General features: G+C 65.4%; 14 protein-coding genes. 5 read left to right on the forward strand and 9 right to left on the reverse strand.

The window, feature by feature from the left end:
* Positions 1-4: 4 nt before the first annotated feature.
* The 6 genes from urtD to BZG29_RS19570 all read right to left on the reverse strand — a co-directional run bounded on the left by urtD (position 5) and on the right by BZG29_RS19570 (position 6,514).
* Positions 5-811 (reverse strand): urea ABC transporter ATP-binding protein UrtD, encoded by an 807-nt coding sequence (gene urtD / locus BZG29_RS19545; RefSeq protein ID WP_253192907.1) that lies wholly within the window; start codon positions 809-811, stop codon positions 5-7.
* A 20-nt stretch (positions 812-831) separates the two neighbouring features.
* Positions 832-1,947, reverse strand: a complete 1,116-nt coding sequence (urtC, locus tag BZG29_RS19550; protein ID WP_171985065.1) for an urea ABC transporter permease subunit UrtC — start codon at positions 1,945-1,947, stop codon at positions 832-834.
* Positions 1,944-3,530, reverse strand: a complete 1,587-nt coding sequence (gene urtB, locus BZG29_RS19555; protein ID WP_077406538.1) for an urea ABC transporter permease subunit UrtB — start codon at positions 3,528-3,530, stop codon at positions 1,944-1,946. The genes urtC and urtB overlap by 4 nt, the downstream gene beginning before the upstream one ends.
* Before the next feature lie 128 nt (positions 3,531-3,658).
* Positions 3,659-4,912, reverse strand: coding sequence for an urea ABC transporter substrate-binding protein (urtA, locus tag BZG29_RS19560; protein WP_077406541.1), 1,254 nt, complete (start codon positions 4,910-4,912; stop codon positions 3,659-3,661).
* A gap of 198 nt (positions 4,913-5,110) precedes the next feature.
* Positions 5,111-5,899 (reverse strand): DUF4349 domain-containing protein, encoded by a 789-nt coding sequence (locus tag BZG29_RS19565; protein ID WP_077406544.1) that lies wholly within the window; start codon positions 5,897-5,899, stop codon positions 5,111-5,113.
* 15 nt (positions 5,900-5,914) lie between these two features.
* Complete coding sequence (locus BZG29_RS19570; protein ID WP_077409201.1) at positions 5,915-6,514, reverse strand: transglutaminase family protein; 600 nt, start codon at positions 6,512-6,514, stop codon at positions 5,915-5,917.
* A gap of 255 nt (positions 6,515-6,769) precedes the next feature.
* Between BZG29_RS19570 and BZG29_RS19575 the strand changes: the two genes are divergently transcribed.
* Genes BZG29_RS19575 through BZG29_RS19595 form a run of 5 tightly spaced genes read left to right on the forward strand, consistent with a single transcriptional unit; the run spans position 6,770 to position 12,671 of the window.
* Complete coding sequence (locus BZG29_RS19575; protein WP_077406547.1) at positions 6,770-7,351, forward strand: DUF2760 domain-containing protein; 582 nt, start codon at positions 6,770-6,772, stop codon at positions 7,349-7,351.
* Entirely contained in the window at positions 7,348-9,219 is a 1,872-nt protein-coding gene (locus tag BZG29_RS19580; RefSeq protein WP_077406550.1) for an Hsp70 family protein, read from the forward strand. The genes BZG29_RS19575 and BZG29_RS19580 overlap by 4 nt, the downstream gene beginning before the upstream one ends.
* A gap of 2 nt (positions 9,220-9,221) precedes the next feature.
* Positions 9,222-12,017: an Hsp70 family protein gene (locus tag BZG29_RS19585; protein ID WP_077406553.1), complete on the forward strand. Its 2,796-nt coding sequence runs from the start codon at positions 9,222-9,224 to the stop codon at positions 12,015-12,017.
* Positions 12,018-12,075: 58 nt separating this feature from the next.
* The gene (locus BZG29_RS19590) at positions 12,076-12,327 is read left to right on the forward strand and encodes an AbrB/MazE/SpoVT family DNA-binding domain-containing protein (RefSeq protein WP_077406556.1); all 252 of its coding nucleotides are present in this window, start codon (positions 12,076-12,078) and stop codon (positions 12,325-12,327) included.
* Entirely contained in the window at positions 12,321-12,671 is a 351-nt protein-coding gene (locus BZG29_RS19595) for a type II toxin-antitoxin system ChpB family toxin (protein WP_077406559.1), read from the forward strand. The genes BZG29_RS19590 and BZG29_RS19595 overlap by 7 nt, the downstream gene beginning before the upstream one ends.
* 80 nt (positions 12,672-12,751) lie before the next feature.
* Here BZG29_RS19595 and BZG29_RS19600 read toward each other — a convergent pair whose 3' ends face one another.
* From BZG29_RS19600 to BZG29_RS19610, 3 genes are all read right to left on the reverse strand, one after another.
* Positions 12,752-14,293, reverse strand: coding sequence for a CHASE2 domain-containing protein (locus BZG29_RS19600; RefSeq protein ID WP_077406562.1), 1,542 nt, complete (start codon positions 14,291-14,293; stop codon positions 12,752-12,754).
* A gap of 124 nt (positions 14,294-14,417) precedes the next feature.
* Positions 14,418-15,746 carry a serine hydrolase gene (locus tag BZG29_RS19605; protein WP_077406565.1) on the reverse strand — a complete coding sequence of 443 codons (1,329 nt, stop codon included), beginning with the start codon at positions 15,744-15,746 and terminating at the stop codon, positions 14,418-14,420.
* Positions 15,747-15,774: 28 nt separating this feature from the next.
* A complete protein-coding gene (locus BZG29_RS19610; protein ID WP_077406568.1) occupies positions 15,775-17,271 on the reverse strand; it encodes an alginate export family protein in 1,497 nt (498 codons plus the stop codon).
* Between the last annotated feature and the right edge of the window lie 181 nt (positions 17,272-17,452).

The following is a 17,452-nucleotide window of genomic DNA, read 5'->3' on the forward strand; positions in this document are numbered from 1 at the left end:
CCTATTACCTTCCCAGATAGACTTCGATGACCCGCTCGTCGGCCTGCACCTCGTCCATGCGGCCTTGCGCCAGCACGGACCCTTCGTGCAGCACGGTGACGATGCCCTGCCGGGCGATTTCCGTCACAAAGCCCATGTCGTGCTCGACCACCATGATCGAATGTTTGCCGCGTAATTCATTGAGCAATTCCGCCGTGCGCGCCGTTTCCGCGTCCGACATGCCGGCCACCGGTTCATCGAGCAGTATCAGCTGCGGCTCCTGCATCAGCAGCATGCCGATTTCCAGCCACTGCTTTTGCCCGTGCGACAGCAAACCGGCCGGCCGCGCTTCGTGGCCGTTGAGGCGGATCAAGCGCAATACCGCTTCGATCTTGCCTTCCTGCTCGGACGTGAGGCGCGCAAACAGGGTGGGCGCCACGCGCTTGTCCATCTTCATCGCCAGTTCCAGGTTGTCGAACACCGTATGCTGCTCGAACACGGTGGGACGCTGGAACTTGCGGCCGATGCCCGCGTGGGCGATCTGCGCTTCCGTCATGGTCGCCAGATTCATGGTCTGGCCGAACCAGGCCGTGCCGGACGTGGGCCGCGTCTTGCCCGTGATCACGTCCATCATGGTCGTCTTGCCCGCGCCGTTAGGGCCGATGATGCAGCGCAACTCACCCACGGAAATATCGAGACTGAGCTTGTTGATCGCCTTGAAGCCGTCGAACGACACACTGATATCTTCCAGATACAAAATGGCGCCATGCGTCGTATCGACGCCCTCGCCTTTTACGCGCGAGTACGTGGGGCCAGCCTCGGTGCTGGCCATGCCGGGCAACATGCGGATACTCATGCGGCCTCCTCTGCCACGATGGGCTTGCGTTTGAGCTTGCTCAATACGCCCAGCATGCCTTGCTGCATGAACAGGGTGACGACGATAAACAGCAGGCCCAGCGCGAACAGCCACAGTTCCGGCATGGCGGCCGTGAACCAGCTTTTCAAGCCGTTGACGGTGAAGGCGCCCAGGATGGGGCCGATTAAAGTCCCCCGCCCGCCTACCGCCACCCACACGACCATCTCGATGGAGTTGGCCGGTGACATTTCAGACGGGTTGATGATGCCCACCTGCGGCACGTACAGGGCGCCGGCGATGCCGCACAGCACGGCCGACAAGGTCCAGACGAACAGCTTGAACCACAGCGGGTTGTAGCCGAGGAACATCAAGCGCGCCTCGCTGTCGCGCACGCCCTGCAGCACCCGTCCCAGCTTCGAACGGACGATGGCGCGCGCGCCGACCAAAGCGGCCAGCAGGAAAGCCAGGGTCAGCAGGAACAGCACGGCCCGCGTGGCGGGCGCCGTGATGCTGTGGCCCAAGATCGTCTTGAAATCCGTGAAACCGTTGTTGCCGCCAAAGCCGGTGTCATTGCGGAAGAACAAGAGCATGAAGGCATACGTCATCGCTTGCGTGATGATGGAAAAATACACGCCCTTGATGCGCGAGCGAAACGCGAAGTAACCAAAGACGAAGGCGAGCACGCCCGGCACCAGCACGACGAGGGCCATGCAATACCAGAAATGTTCCGTGAAGGCCCAGTACCAGGGATAGGTTTTCCAGTCGAGAAAGACCATGAAGTCGGGCAAGCTGCTGTGATACTGACCCTGGTCGCCGATGGCGCGCATCAGATACATGCCGTGCGCATACGCGCCCAGGGCAAAGAACACGCCGTGTCCCAGGGACAATATGCCCGTGTAGCCCCAGACGAGGTCCAGCGCCAGCGCGGCCAGCGCGTAGCACATGAACTTGCCCACCAGCGCCACCGTGTAGGCGGACACGTGCAAGGCATGCCCTTCGGCAAATGCCAGATTGAAAATCGGCAACAACGCCGCCAGTAATGTACAGGCGGCAATCGCCAGCCAGACGGGCCGCGTGAACAGGCCAGGCTTGGATTGATAAGAGGTAATCATTCGACGCTGCGTCCCTTCATGGCAAACAGACCCTGCGGCCGGCGCTGGATGAAAATGATGATGAATATCAAAATGGCGATCTTCGCCAGCACGGCGCCCGCCACCGGTTCGAGGAATTTGTTGACTTCGCCCAGGCCCAGCGCGGCGATCACGGTGCCGGCCAGCTGGCCCACGCCGCCGAGCACCACCACCATGAAGGAATCGACGATGTAGCTTTGGCCCAGGTCCGGCCCCACATTGCCCAGCTGCGACAGGGCTACGCCGCCGAGTCCGGCGATGCCGGAACCGAGGCCGAAAGTGAGCATGTCGACCTTGCCCGTCGCCACGCCCACGCAATCGGCCATGCGGCGGTTTTGCGTAACGGCCCGCACGAACAGTCCCAGCCGCGTCTTGTTCAGGATCAACCACACGGCCACGACGACGACGACGGCAAAGCCGATGATGGCCAGGCGGTTGTACGGCAGCACGAGGCCGCCCAGCACGGTGACGCCGCCCGACATCCAGGCGGGATTGGCCACTTCCACGTTTTGCGCGCCAAAGATCGTGCGCACCGCCTGCATGAGGATCAGGCTGATGCCCCAGGTGGCCAGCAGGGTTTCCAGCGGCCGGCCATACAGCCAGCGGATCACCGTGCGCTCCAGTACTACGCCCACCAGGCCGGAGACGAAAAAAGCGGCAGGCAAGGCGGTCAGCAAATACCAGTCCTGCACGCCGGGCAGGAAGTTGCGGAAAAACAGCTGGCACAGATAGGTCGTGTAAGCGCCTATCATCAGCAATTCCCCGTGCGCCATGTTGATGATGCCCATCAAGCCGAACGTGATGGCCAGCCCCAGGGCCGCCAGCAGCAACACGCTGCCCAGCGAAATGCCGTAAAACACATTGCCGACGAACTCCATGCGCGCCACTCGTCCCTTGATCTGGCGCATGGTCTCGATGGCGGCCAGTTGCACGGATTCGTCCGGCTCGCCACCTTTCTCCAGCATGGCTTGCAGCACGGGCAGCAGGCGCGCATCGCTGCTGCCGGCCAGCGCCTGCACGGCGGCCTTGCGCGTGGCCGCATCGGGCGCATGCAGGTTGGCGCTGGCGATCAGCACCTGCAATATCTGCGTAATTTCAGCATCGTTTTCCTGCGCCAACGCCGCGCGGATCAATGGAATTTGCGCGGGATCAACCGCCTTTTGCAAGGCTTGCGCGGCCGCCAGCCGTTCGGTCCGTTCCGGCGCCAGCAGTTTCAGCCCCGACAAGGCGCCCGCCACGGCCGAGCGCAAGCGGTTGTTGACCATCACGCCATCGATGCCGTCAGGCAGCGGCACGTTCTTGCCGAGCGCCGGGTCAAGCGCCTGCTCGCCGTCGACGATATACACCTTGCCATCGGGCGTGGCATACAAGGCGTCGTCCTGCAGCGCCTGCAGCACCTTGGCGGCCTCGGGCGTGGCCAGGGCGGCGATCTGGGCCACGGCAGCGACCCTGGCGTCGGGATCGTCGCCGGACAGCGGCTTGAGCAATTCTGGAGGGATGGCGGCCTGCGCCAGCGCGGAGAGCAACAGGCAGGCGAGGACCAGCAGTTTGGGGATGAACCTCATTGTAAGTTCCATGGAAAAACTGCACGGGGCAAGCGCTTGCCCCAAAGGCAAGGACAGGGGTCAGACCCGGCGGGTCTGACCCCAGCTCTTTGCCTGGGGTTGCGGCGATGAATCGACACGCAAGCTCTTTACAGCTTCTGCTTGCCCTCATTGCCCTTGATAAACGGGCTCCACGGCTGGGCGCGTATCGGTTCCTTGGTTTTCCACACGACATTGAATTGCCCATCGGCCTTGATTTCGCCGATCATCACGGGCTTGTGCAAGTGGTGATTCGTGGCATCCATGGTCAGGGTAAAGCCGGATGGCGCCTTGACGCTCTGGCCGGCCATGGCGGCGATCACCTTGTCCGTATCCGTCGATTTCGCCTTTTCCACGGCTTGCGCCCACATGTGGATGCCGACATAGGTCGCTTCCATCGGGTCGTTCGTCACCACCGAACCCGCGTTCGGCAGCTTTTGCGCCACCGCATACGCCTTCCACTGCTTGATGAAGGCCGTGTTGACGGGATTCTTGACGGATTCGAAATAATTCCAGGCCGCCAAGTGACCGAGCAAGGGCTTGGTATCGATGCCGCGCAACTCTTCCTCTCCCACGGAAAACGCGACGACGGGCACGTCCGTGGCTTTCAAGCCCGCATTGCCCAGTTCCTTGTAGAACGGCACGTTGGAATCACCATTAATGGTGGAAATGACGGCCGTCTTGCCACCCGTAGAAAACTTCTTGATGTTGGCGACGATGGTTTGATAGTCGGCGTGGCCGAACGGCGTGTAGACCTCGCTGATGTCGTTATCCTTCACACCCTTGCTTTTCAAGAAGGCGCGCAATATCTTGTTGGTGGTGCGCGGATACACGTAATCCGTGCCCAGCAGCACGAAGCGCTTGGCGCCGCCGCCATCCTTGCTCATCAGGTACTCCACGGCCGGGATCGCCTGCTGGTTCGGCGCGGCCCCCGTATAAAACACATTCTTTTCCAGCTCCTCGCCCTCGTATTGCACCGGGTAGAACAGCAAGCTGTTGAGTTCCTTGAACACCGGCAAGACGGATTTGCGCGACACGGACGTCCAGCAGCCGAACACGACAGCCACCTTGTCCTGCGCCACCAGCTGGCGCGCCTTTTCCGCGAACAGGGGCCAGTTCGAGGCCGGATCGACGACGACCGGCTCCAGCTTCTTGCCCAGCACGCCGCCCTTGGCATTGATTTCGGCAATCGTCATCAGCGCCACATCCTTGAGCGACGTTTCGGAAATGGCCATGGTGCCCGACAGGGAGTGCAAAATGCCCACCTTGATCGTGTCGGCGGCCAAGGCCGCCTGCATGTAAGTGGACGTGGCCAGGGCCAGTGCGCCGGCGGCGGCCGCTTTCAGGATGATGCGTCGTGACATGGGGACTCCTGTGATGGGTTCGTGGGGGTCGAGCTGGGCCTGCGATGTTGTTAAAGCAGAATGCATGCCAGCGCCAGCGGGTGTCCGCCATGGTGCACGGGGCCAGCGCCGCACGAAAAAAAACCTGGCTGCACAAGGACTGTGCAGCCAGGTTTCAAATTGCCGTAAAACGGTGCGCAGGACGCAACAATCCCGGCATCAATCCTTGCGCGGAGCTCCACGCAGGCGGCGCCAGCCCTTGCGCCCCAGCGGGAACAGCAGCACGAAAGCGATCAGCCACGGCAGGATGTAGGCCATGGCCGTGATGGCGTTGGCCACGCCTTCCGACAGGTTTTCCGTGAAATTGCCCAGCGCGCGCTTGACGGGGCGCCAGAACGATTGCCTGCCGTCGGCGCTGATGGCCACGTTCAGCAAGTCCGTGTCGATGCGCTGCATCAACAGCGCATTGGCGGCCGTCGCCTGCTCCAGCTCCACTTGCACGGTGGCCAGTTCCTTGCTCACCTTGATCAGCGCATCGACGTTGGTGCCCGAGCGCTTTTCCAGGTCTTGCAGCTGCGCCTGGTACTGCTTGAGCATTTCCAGGCGTTTCTTGCTGTCGAGCACCGGACGCCCCAGGTCTTCCACCTTGGTGCCCTGGCTGGTGACGTCGCCTTCGGCCGCGACCAGCGCGACGAGCTTCTTGATGCCGGCCGGCTTGGCGCGCACGCTGATGCGTGCGTGCACGTAGCGTCCGCCGTTGATGCTGGAATCGAGCAGCAGACAGCCGTTTTCCGTATCGGCCTTGCAGGCGGCGACCACTTTTTCATACAGGAGCGGCACTTGCGCCTCGCTCGTATCGACGCTGACGTTATGCTCATAGGCAAGAAACTCGCTGCCTTTTTCCTTGCCGTCGAGACGCGCGGCACTCGATTGCCCGCCGCTCTCGCCCTTGCTGCCGCAACCGGCCAGCAGCATCAGGCCAATCAGACCAATATGGATTTTTTTCATGGTTTCTTTCTATGATTATTTGTTCAACGGAAGCATCTCGACATCGGGCAGATGCGCCGCCACGTCCTGCACCGTCGCATGGCCCGTCAGGGAGGCGATCACCTGCGGCAACGGCGCCGGCCAGATTTCCGGCAAATCGCGCTCCTCGGGCGCCAGCACGGGAAAGGCCAGCTGTTCCCGTGGCGGCACAAAGGCCGCGTCGACGCCGGGCTTGTTGCCCCGCGCATCGATGCGGTACCAGCCAAATTCCTGCAGATACACGGCGTTCAAGCCATGCAGGCAGAACGGCGGCCCCACCTCGCCCACCGCCAGGCGCTGGTAGCACAGGCCGGCAGGAATGCCGTTGGCGCGCAGCAGCGCGGCCAGCAGATGACTCTTCGCATAACAATAGCCCGTGCCATGCTGCAAGACGTCGGAAGCGCGGCAGGTGACGGGATTGCGCCGGTAATCCCAGCTGTGGGCGATCTCGTCGCGCACGAAGGCAAAGCAGCGGGCCGCGATGGCGGCGTCGCCCACCGCGCCTGCCGCCAGCGCGGCCGCCCTGGCGCGCACGGCCGGATGGTCGCTGTCGATGTAAGTGCTGCTGGCTAAATACAGGGAAAAGTCGGTAGACATGGCATCCAGGTCATGCAAAAAGATAATGCGCGATTCTAGTCGAAGCGGCACGAAATCGAACGTTTCCTTGCGCAGGAACAAAGAAAATCCACGCTTCGGCCTGCCTGCCAGGGGGGCGGCGACTTTGGCGGCGGCCCGGTAGCTGGTATCATGCGGGCAAACGCAGCCGGCCCTGTTGGCCCCGCACATGGCACTACCTTGCGAAGCGGCCCCCGCCGCCGACGCCTCCCTACAGATCAGAGAAACGAGTTCCCTATGAGCACTTCATCGTCCCACCCATCGTTCTGGCGCCGAGTCCCGCTGGCTTTCGGCGCCTTCTTCAGCACGCTGTCGGACGCCGCCTATGCGGCCCGCGTGGAAAAGCTGTCCTTGCCCGAAGCCGCCCCGGTGGCGCCAGTGGCTCCGGCGCCCGCCCCCGTGCCGACGCCGGCCGCCGCGCCCGTCATTTTGAAGGAAGCGACGCCCGATGCGGCCCTGCAATTGCTGGCCCTGCTGCAACGCGAAGCGCGATTGATCGACTTTACCCAGGAAAACCTGGGCAGCCATGCCGACGCCGACATCGGCGCGGCCGCCCGCGTCGTGCATGAAGGTTGCGCCAAGGTCATGCGCGAATACTTCACCATCGAGGCCGTGCGCCAGGAAGCCGAAGGCAGCCGCATCGTGCTGCAGGAAGGCTTTGATTCCGCGCAAGTGCGCCTGACGGGCAACGTCGTCGGTTCGGCGCCGTTCACGGGCACCCTCAGCCACCGCGGCTGGCGCGCGTCCAGCGTGCGCCTGCCGAAACTGAGCGAGCAGCACGACGCGGCCATCCTGGCGCCAGCCGAGGTGGAACTGTGAACGATCAAACCAACAATACCGCACGCTACGCCATCGGCATCGACCTGGGCACCACCCACAGCGCCCTGTCGTACGTGAACCTGGTCGAGAGCGACGGCGAGCAATCGAGCCACGGCGTGCTGAAAGTCCCGCAGCTGTCGGCGCCGGGCACCGTCGAAGAATTGTCGCTGCTGCCGTCGTTCGTCTACCTGCCGCACGCCGATGAAGTGGCGGCGGGCGACCTGGCCCTGCCCTGGGTCACCGAGGAAGCCGAAGCGCCGTTCGTCGTCGGCGAAATGGCCCGCAGCCGCGGCGCCACCACGCCGATCCGTCTGGTGTCGAGCGCGAAAAGCTGGCTGTGCCACCCGGGCGTGGACCGCCGCGCGGCCATCCTGCCGAACGACGCGCCGGCCGAAGTGCCGCGCATCTCGCCCATCACGGCCGCCACGCGCTACCTGACGCACTTGCGCCAGGCCTGGGACAACGCCCACCCGCAAGCACCGTTCGCCGAGCAGGAAATCACCGTCACCATCCCCGCCTCGTTCGATCCGGCCGCGCGCGAGCTGACGATGGAAGCGGCGCAGGCGGCCGGCTACGCCTCATTGACCTTGCTGGAAGAGCCGCAGGCGGCCCTGTACAGCTGGATCCAGACCAGCGAAGGGCGCTGGCGCAAGGAAGTCAAGCCCGGCGACATCATTTTAGTGGTCGACGTGGGCGGCGGCACCAGCGACTTTTCGCTGATCGCCGTGCTGGAACGCGACGGCGTGCTGGAACCGCACCGCGTGGCCGTCGGCGAGCACATCCTGCTCGGCGGCGACAATATGGACCTGGCACTGGCCCATCTGGTGGCGCGCAAGCTGGCCGCCAACGGCACCCAGCTGGACGCCTGGCAGATGCGCGCGCTCACTTATGGCTGCCGCAGCGCCAAGGAAAGCCTGCTGGCCGACAGCGGCCTCGATGTGGCACCGATCGTCGTGCCGAGCCGCGGCTCGAAACTGATCGGCGGCTCCATCCGCACGGAACTGACGCGCGCGGAAGTGTCCACTTTCATTCTCGACGGCTTCTTCCCGCAAGTGGAAGCGTCGAGCCGCCCCGCCGTGCGCACGCGCGCCGGCCTGACGCAACTGGGCTTGCCGTATGCGCAGGACGCGGCCATCACGCGCCACCTGGCCGCGTTCCTGGGCCGGCAAGTGGCGGCCACCAGCGAACTGGAAGGCTTCGCTGGCCGCCAATCGGCCGACGCCAGCTTCCTGCACCCGACGGCCGTGCTGTTCAACGGCGGCGTCTTCAAGTCCGACCTGCTGGTGCAGCGCATCATGGCCACCGTCAACGACTGGCTGTACATGGAAGGCGCGGAGCCGGCGCGCATGCTGGCCGGGGCCGACCTGGACCTGGCCGTGGCGCGCGGCGCCGCCTACTACAGCTACGTGCGCCGGGGCCATGGCGTGCGCATCCGCGGCGGCACGGCCAGCTCCTTCTACGTGGCCATCGAATCGGCGATGCCGGCCATCCCCGGCATGGAACCGCCGATCCAGGCCCTGTGCGTGGCGCCGTTCGGCATGGAAGAAGGCAGCGAACTGGAACTGCCGGGCCAGCAATTCGGCCTGGTCGTGGGCGAACCCGTGCACTTCCGCTTCTTTGCCTCGTCCACGCGCCGCAACGACCAGATCGGCGATTTGCTCGACTTCTGGGGCCCCGATGAATTACAGGAGCTGAGCGAAATCCAGGCGACCTTGTCCGCCGAAGGCCGCTCGGCCGGCGACGTGGTGCAGGTCAAGCTGCACGCGCGCGTGACGGAAGCGGGCACCCTGGAGCTGCTGGCCGTTTCCCCTGACGGCGCCGAGCGCTGGAAGGTGGAATTCGACGTGCGCGGCACGCCGCAGCAATAGGCATGCGCGGCACTGCGGGCAAGCCGGCCTTCCTGGTCGGCATCGACCTGGGCACCACCAATACGGTGGTCGCCTATGCCAATGCCGCCGATGCGCAGGCGGGCATCCAGCTGTTCGCCATCGAGCAGCTGGTCGCTCCCGGCGAAGTGGGCGCACGCCCCCTGCTGCCTTCCTTGCGCTACCATCCCGCCGCCGGCGAACTGGCGGCGGGCGACTTGCAGCTGCCTTGGCCGCAGCAGGACGTGGCCGGCGTGGAGCATGCCGTGCTGGGCGCCCTGGCGCGCCAGCTCGGCGCGCAAGTGCCGGGCCGGCTCGTTTCCAGCGCGAAGAGCTGGCTGTCGCACGCGAACGTGGATCGCCAGGCGCCGATTTTGCCGTGGGGCGCCGATGCCGATGTCGCGAAAGTGTCGCCCGTGGCGGCCAGCGCCAGCTACCTGGCCTACGTGCGCGCCGCGTGGAACCACCGCTTCCCCGCCGCGCCCCTGGAAGAGCAGGAACTGGTGCTGACCATCCCCGCCTCGTTCGACGAGGGTGCGCGCGCACTCACCTTGGAAGCGGCGCGCATGGCGGGCTTGCCCACCTTGCGGCTGGTGGAAGAGCCGCAGGCCGCCTTCTATGATTACCTGCACCGCCGGCGCGACACCTTGCGGCTTGACCTGGCGCAAACGCGCCGCATTTTGGTCTGCGATGTGGGCGGCGGCACCACGGATTTCAGCCTGATCGACGTGGCCTTCGATGACGACGGCGAACCGCAGCTCACGCGCAGCAGCGTGGGCAACCACCTGATCCTCGGCGGCGACAATATGGACCTGGCGCTGGCCCACCTGGTGGAAACGCGCATGGCGGCGGGCAGCGAAGGCGGCATGAAGCTGTCCGCCGCGCGCTTGTCGCAGCTGATGGAACGCTGCCGCGCCGCCAAGGAGCTGCTGCTCTCCAGCGATGCACCGGAGAAAACCACCGTCACCCTGCTGGGCGCCGGCTCGCGCCTGATAGGCGGCAGCCGTTCCGCCGACGTCACGCGGGACGAAGTGGCGGCCATGGTGGTCGACGGCTTCTTCCCGAAGGTGGAACTGGCTGACACAGCGAAAAAGGGCCGTACCGGCATCGTCGAATTCGGCCTGCCGTATGCGCAGGACGCGGCCATCACGCGCCACCTGGCCAGCTTCCTGCAGCAGAATCAAGGGGCACTGCAGGGCGACCTGCCCGACACCCTGCTGCTCAATGGCGGCGTGTTCCGCGCCGACGCATTGGCGCGCCGCCTGGCGGACACCCTGGCGCACTGGCGCGGACAGCCGCTGACCATCCTGCACAACGACAATCCCGACGTGGCCGTGGCCCGTGGCGCTGTCGCCTACGCGCTGGCCCGGCGTGGCCAGGCGCCGCGCATCGGCGGCGGTTCGCCGCGCAGCTATTTCCTCGTGCTGGGCGAAGCGGGCAAGGACCACCGCGCCGTCTGCATCCTGCCCCGTGGCAGCGCCAGCGGCGAGGAAATCCGCCTGACGGAGCGCCTGTTCGCGCTGCGCCTGGGCCGGCCCGTGCGCTTCCACCTGGCCACGTCCCTTGCCGAAGCGGGCACGCCGCCGCAGCTGGGCGAGATCGTCGACCTGGACGCGGGCGACTACCTGCGCCTGCCGCCGCTGGCCAGCGTGCTGCACGCCAAAGACGGCGGCAATGACAAACGCGAAATCACCGTGCAGCTGGCCACCGTGATGACGGAAGTGGGCACGCTGGAAGTGCATTGCGTGGCCGCAGCCGATGCCGGTGCGCGCTGGCTGCTGGAATTCCAATTGCGCGCTGGCAAGGAAGAGCAAGGCGGTGGCGAGGCTCAAGCCGTGTCACCGCGCATGAAGGAAGCCATCGAGAAGATCGAGCGCATCTTCGGCGGCAAGGCGCAAAAGGTCGACGTCAAGGAAGTGCGCCAGTTGCGCCAGCACCTGGAACGTGGTCTGGGCGGGCGCGAAAGCTGGGATACGCCATTGCTGCGCCAGCTGTTCGATGCCCTCCTGCTGCGCGCCCGTGGCCGGCGCCGCTCCGCCGAGCATGAACGGGTCTGGCTGAATCTGGCCGGCTACTGCCTGCGTCCCGGCTATGGCGATGCGCTGGACCCGTGGCGCATCGAGCAGCTGTGGGCGATGTTCGACACGGGCGTGCAGCACCACAAGGACAGCCAGGTGTGCGCCGAATGGTGGACTTTGTGGCGCCGGGTGGCCGGCGGCTTGAGCACGGAGCAGCAGTTGCGCCTGCTCGACGACTTCGCCTTCAACCTGCAAGCCGATGCGGCGCAGCGCGGCAGCCGCCCCGTCACCCTCGTGAACGGCAGCGACGACGACATGCTGCGCCTGGGCGCCTCGCTGGAGCGCATCCCCGGCGCCTACAAGGCGGAAGTGGGCGCCTGGCTGCTGAAACGCCTGGAGAAAGCCAGTAACAAGGGCGAAGCGGCCGACACGAACACCCTGTGGGCGCTGGCCAGGGTCGGCGCGCGCCAACCCTTCCACGGCAGCGCGCACGAAGTGGTCGACAGCGCCACCGTGGCCGAATGGCTGCAGGTGCTGCTGGCGCTGGACTGGAAAAAAATCGAACCGGCCGCCTTCGCGGCCACCCACCTGGCGCGCATGACGGGCGACCGCTCGCGCGACATCGCCGACGACTTGCGCGCCACCATCCTCGCCCGCCTGAAAGCCGTCGGCGCCCCGCCCCTGTGGCAGGCGATGGTCAGCGAAGTGACCCAGCTGGACGAAGCGAATACCAAGCGCATGCTGGGCGAGGCGCTGCCGCCGGGGTTGAAGCTGATCGGGTGAGCAGCGTCCTTGATTATGCGATCACATGAATCTACAATGTAGACACATAGGAGGTCACATGGAACTATCCATCCAAAAATGGGGTAATAGTGCTGCGGTGCGCTTGCCAACAGAACTGCTGGGCATGCTGAAGGTGTCGCTGGGCGACAAGCTGGCGGTTGATGTGCGTCCCGACGGCATATTCCTGAAAGCCAAGCGCCCCGCCTTTACGCTCGATGATCTGGTGGCTCAATGCGATGTCACGGCGCCAGAACCGGCCGACATGGCGGCATGGAGCCAGGTCAAACCGGCAGGCCGCGAAGCATGGTAAAGCGCGTCCAGTTCGGCCGTGGCGACATCGTGATGGTCAATCTGGAGCCGACGGAAGGCCGTGAGCAGCGCGGTACATACCGGCCGGCGCTGGTGCTATCCACCAGCGCCTTCAACGCGCTCGGCGTCGTGCTGGTCGCTCCCATCACGCAAGGCGGCGATTTTGCCCGCCACGCGGGCTTTGCCGCGTCCTTGAGCGGCAGCGGCACGACGACGCAGGGCGTGGCGCTGGTCAACCAGATCCGCATGCTCGACCTTGAAGCGCGCGGCGCAAAGCGCATCGAAACCGCGCCCGAATTCGTGGTGGAAGACGCGCTGGCGCGCCTGCGCGCCATTACCGACTAATCAGCGTTCACCGGCGGCCAGATCGCCCTGGCTGCGCGCGCCACGATAACGCGGCAAGCCATCGGCCAATTTCACCTGTTTCAGATCACGGCGACGATCAACAACAGCACCGCCAGCGGCGCCTGCACCAGCACGATGCCGGGATGCGTGCGGCGCAGCTGGGCCCAGACGGACAGGCCAGGCACTTCCTCGTGCGGATGGTGGGCTTCGTCGCGCAGCGACATCGCGTGCAGGAACATGCCGGCGATCAGCGGACCGGGGTTGACCCACCAGCCCTGCTCCAGCAAGCCGCGCGACAGGTAGATGGCCAGCGCGCCGATGGCAAACGGCGAAGCCCACACCAGCGCCAGCATCAGGCGGATGCCATAGAATTCGGCCACGGTGCCCATGCGGTGCAGGCGGCTGAAATCATGGTCTTCCATGCGCTTGTCGATGGCCAGTTCGGCGCGGCCGTACAGGGTCCACAGACCGCCGAACAGGCAGCCCAGCAGCACGCCGATGACGATATCGGCCGCGAACACCGCATATTTATTGACGTCGGCCGTGCCGATGCCCAGCGACGTGTGGGCAGCCGCATGCAGGTGCAGGCCGGCCTGCTCGCCTTCGGCCGTCGTATAGCGGTCGCGCACGTCATACGTGCTGCCGATGTACACGACGTTCTTGCGCAGCGCCCCGGCATCCACGCCGGCCTGGCCCTCGATCAGTTGGACGCGCGTGCGCGTGGGATTCAGGAATGCCGGCGCCACGGCAGCCGGGTGAAACGGCGCCGTGACGGCATTCTGCTCGGCCGCCGCCCTGGCGTCGCCGCGGATGACGGGCTCGAACGCCCAGCGCGCCAGCTCCTTTTCGCTGCCCGTGCGCCGCGCCAGCTGGCACACGCGGCCAGCCAGCGCCACCACTTCTTTTTGCTCGGACAGGGCCGCCGGCATGGGTTGCTGCTGCTCCTGTTCATCGGCGCCATGCGCCAGCTCGAAGGCCACGGCCGCCAGCACGGGACTTTTCAGCTCGATGCGCGTGACGGCGCCCATGCGCTCGCGGATCCGCGGGCTGGCGAAGTGGATGCCGGCCGTGCAGCGCGCGCGTATCCACGGCAGGTTCGCATTCTCGTCCGACTGCTCGGGCAGGATCAGCACCAGTTTCCGGCCATCGGCTGCCAGCCGGTCGAGCAGGCTGTCGAGCGGCCGCTCGCCCGCCTTGTGCTGCTCATACACGGCCGGCGCCAGATCCAGGTCGATGGCCAGCACCTTGCTGCCGCGCGCGGCGGCGCTGGCGATCAATTGCTCCAGGCGCGTGCGTTCCAGCGGTTCGCGCTCGTCGAAGACCTGTTCAAACGCGGGCTGGTCGATTTCGATGATGCCGGGCCGGTAGGCGGCGCCCGGGTCCTTGCCCCGGTCCAGCAATTGCTCCTGCGCCGCGCTGGCGCGCAGCATGGCAGCATCGAGCCATTCGAGCACGTGAAAACCTTCCAGCACCAGCATCAGCGCGGCGATCAGGCTCGCGCCGATCACGTGGTGCAGCAGATGCGTGCCCGTCAGCTTGAAGGCCGAACCCAGCTGGGCGACCGGCCACAGCAGACGCCGCCAGAGCGGCGGGTGCGGTTGGTCCGGCTGGCTGGTTTCCACGGTGCCTGCTCCTTGCGTGCAACAAATAAATTATCACTTAAGCAATAAATGATGACGAAAGGACAGTATATTGCAGTTGTGCCCGTTCCGCCGCACGGCTGGCCATGCAGCCGCGCGGCCAGTCTTACTTCGGCCTGGCCAGCAGCAGCTTGCCCAGCGCTTCGAAGGCCGGCGTGGTGGTAGGATCGTTGGCCGCATTGGCTGCCGTCGGCGTCGAGGCGAAGCGCACGATCACCATTTCCGCCTTCGGATCGATGTAGATACGCTGGCCGTACACGCCGCGCGCCATGTAGGCGCCATGGTCGTTATGCGTGACCCACCACATGTCGCGGTAGCTCCAGCCCTTGAGCAAATCGTAGCCGCCCTTGGCGAACAGCTGCTTGTCGCCGCCACGGCGGATATCGTCGACGGCCGCATTGGGCAGAATCTGCTGGCCGTTGTAGCGGCCATCGTTGCGCAGCATCTCGCCGAAGCGGGCCAGGTCGCGCAAGCCGGCATTCAGGCCGCCGCCGGCAAACGGCGTGCCCGTCGAGTCGACCGTCATGTAGGCATCCTGCTCGGCGCCCAGCTTTTGCCAGACATGCTCGGACAGGTAGTCGTTGACGTTCTGCCCCGTGACGCGGGCGATGATCCAGCCCAGCACGTCGGAGTTGACCGTGCGGTAGCCGAACGCCTCGCCGTGCCGGCCCTCGTGCCGCACCGTCTGCAGGTACTCGAAATAGCTGCGCGGGCCCGTGTAATCCTTCGGCTTGGGCAGCGGGCTGCCGGCCGCCGCGTGCTGCCATACTTCCGCTTTCGGGTCCGCGTAATCTTCGCTGAATTTCAGGCCCGTGGTCATGTCGAGCACCTGGCGCACGGTAGCGTCGCCAAACGCGGATTTGGCCAGCTCCGGCACATACTCGGCCACTTTCTTGTTCGGATCGAGCTTGCCTTCGGCCACCAGGGCCGCGCCGATGGTGCCCATGACGGACTTCGTCACCGACATGGCGCCGTGCTGGCCGCTTTCCTTCAGCACGCCAAGGTAACGCTCATACACGATGCGCCCCCGGTGCAGCACCACGATGCCGTCCGTGTAGTTGGCGCCCAGCGACTGCTCCCAGGTCATCGTTTCCTTCGCGCCCAGGGGCGTGAAGCGCAGGCCGTCGATATCGTTGCGCAGCGCGCGTTTCAAGGGCACGGGCGCTTTCAAGCCGCGCGCCACCGCCACCGTCGGCATCAGCTGGCGGAAGTGCGACACGCTCCAGCGCAGCTGCGGAAAATTGAAATAGCTGCCATCGTCGAAGCGGATGATCTTGTCGGCCGGCGGCGGCGCGCCCACCATCCATTGCAAGGCGGCCGGATCGCTGGCGGCGGCCGACAGCGGCGCCGTCGCCTCTGCCGCGTAGGCGCCGGCGGCCAGCGCCAGGCAGGCGGCGGCCAGGGCCAGGCGTTTCATGCTTGGGAAATCGTTCATGCGATGCTCTCCTTGATAATCAGAATACTTAATAAACCCATACGACGTTCGCCAGCCAGCCCGTCCACGTTTTGGCCTGCCCGTTCACCAGCTGGTTCACGCCCGACTGCGCGAACGAGGCGCTGAAACCCAGGGTCAGGTAGGTATTCGGGTTCACCACGCGCACGTATTTGACGAAGACGTCGTTGGCCAGCATCGGGCGCAGCACGCCCGCGATCACCACGGGCGCGTCGCCCGGCACGTCGAGGCGCGTGGCCTGGCCGAACTGCAGCGGACTGCCCATCCGGTTGGCCCGCACCTGGGCCAGGTAGGCGGTCACGGTGTCCTTCGGCGTCGGGTGCAGCTCGATGGTGGCCTGCAGCGCATTCACGTTGGCATTGACGAAAACCCAGGTCGCCTTGCTGCCCGAAGCCCAGGCGCCCGGCGTGCCTTCGAAGAACAGCGGGTCGAAGCGCTCGTTGCGCGCCGTACGCGGATCGTCGCCGGAAAAACTCTGGTAGCCAAGCGTGAACTTCGGCGTCCACGCCACGTCGGGCAGCGAAAAGCCCCCTTCCGTGCGCCAGCCCCAGCCCCGCATCGGCTCGCGCGTATTCCATTCGCGCGCCGCATCGACGCCGAACCAGCCTTTCGACAGCATGGTGGGCAGCACGGGAACGCGCGCGTAGCCATACACGAACTGCAAGTCCTTGCGGCCATCGGGCACGGCCAGCGGCGCGCCGATGCCGCCTGGCGCCGCCTGCGGATACGCGGCATGCGAACGCGGTACCTTGCCATACGCGATGCCGGCCTTGCGGTCGTTCGCGGGCGCGTAGCTGACATCCACGCCGACGACGCGCGTGCCGCTATCGTTGTCGGGGTTTTCATTCGGGTCGAGGTAAAACGCCTGGGCGCTGAACGCGTCCTGGCTTATCTTGGCCACCACGGAATTCTGGAAGGCCTTGCGCGGCCCCAGTTTCAGCGCGCCGCGGTCAAAGCCGTTCGAGCCGCCATTGGCAATCAGCATGCCCGTGCCCAGCGTGAAATTCTGCGCGCCGGCCGACAGGTCAAGCATGGCGCGCGTGCCGCCGAGCGGCAGGCGGATGCCGGCGACGAATTCCTCGACCGAGATGCGGCCCGTATCGCCCGCGCCAAACGGATCGTGACGCAAGGTGCCCGAGCCGACGGCCGACGCGCGCGCATACAGCTGCTTGCCGTCGCCCAGGTTGCGCTTGAAACCGAGCGCCGGCTTGACATAGAACTCGTACCAGTAGGGATTGAAATCGAAGCCGGGATTGCGCGCCGGCGTATTCGACAGCTTCCAGAACAGATTGCTCTCGCCGGCCACCTGCACGCCCGCTTCCACGGAACGCATCACCTGCCAGTCGGCGCCGATGGCCGGCTCGACGGCGGCGCGCCGGGCCACTTCCTTTTCCATGCTGCTCAGCCCCTCGGGATCGAGCTGGCCGGCGGCGCAGCAGGCGGCGCTCCAGCCCAGCAGGGCCAGGACGAGTGAGCGGCGCACCGGGAACATCGCTTGCGTTGCCATAGGTATCCCTTGCGATAGCTGACTTTAGATTTGAACGAATGTTATCAGAGATGCTCTTTTTTATTGTTGTAAAGCATCCTACTGTGCGGCGCCAGGCGCTGAGACGAACGTCTCACGTGCGCGCCATGCTGCAGCGCAGAATGCGTCCCCCCGGCCTTCATGCTACAAACGGGCATACCAT

It is taken from the genome of Janthinobacterium sp. LM6 (assembly GCF_002002885.1).
GTDB classification, from domain to species: Bacteria; Pseudomonadota; Gammaproteobacteria; order Burkholderiales; family Burkholderiaceae_D; genus Janthinobacterium; species Janthinobacterium kumbetense.

Excerpts from the sequence above, each read along its gene's own strand:
- BZG29_RS19575 (WP_077406547.1), top strand. The coding sequence starts at position 6,770 with ATGAGCACTTCATCGTCCCACCCATCGTTCTGGCGCCGAGTCCCGCTG.
- BZG29_RS19570 (WP_077409201.1), bottom strand. The coding sequence starts at position 6,514 with ATGTCTACCGACTTTTCCCTGTATTTAGCCAGCAGCACTTACATCGAC.
- urtA (WP_077406541.1), bottom strand. The coding sequence starts at position 4,912 with ATGTCACGACGCATCATCCTGAAAGCGGCCGCCGCCGGCGCACTGGCC.
- urtB (WP_077406538.1), bottom strand. The coding sequence starts at position 3,530 with ATGAGGTTCATCCCCAAACTGCTGGTCCTCGCCTGCCTGTTGCTCTCC.
- BZG29_RS19565 (WP_077406544.1), bottom strand. The coding sequence starts at position 5,899 with ATGAAAAAAATCCATATTGGTCTGATTGGCCTGATGCTGCTGGCCGGT.
- BZG29_RS19590 (WP_077406556.1), top strand. The coding sequence starts at position 12,076 with ATGGAACTATCCATCCAAAAATGGGGTAATAGTGCTGCGGTGCGCTTG.
- urtC (WP_171985065.1), bottom strand. The coding sequence starts at position 1,947 with ATGATTACCTCTTATCAATCCAAGCCTGGCCTGTTCACGCGGCCCGTC.
- BZG29_RS19595 (WP_077406559.1), top strand. The coding sequence starts at position 12,321 with ATGGTAAAGCGCGTCCAGTTCGGCCGTGGCGACATCGTGATGGTCAAT.
- BZG29_RS19585 (WP_077406553.1), top strand. The coding sequence starts at position 9,222 with ATGCGCGGCACTGCGGGCAAGCCGGCCTTCCTGGTCGGCATCGACCTG.
- BZG29_RS19605 (WP_077406565.1), bottom strand. The coding sequence starts at position 15,746 with ATGAACGATTTCCCAAGCATGAAACGCCTGGCCCTGGCCGCCGCCTGC.
- BZG29_RS19610 (WP_077406568.1), bottom strand. The coding sequence starts at position 17,271 with ATGGCAACGCAAGCGATGTTCCCGGTGCGCCGCTCACTCGTCCTGGCC.
- urtD (WP_253192907.1), bottom strand. The coding sequence starts at position 811 with ATGGCCAGCACCGAGGCTGGCCCCACGTACTCGCGCGTAAAAGGCGAG.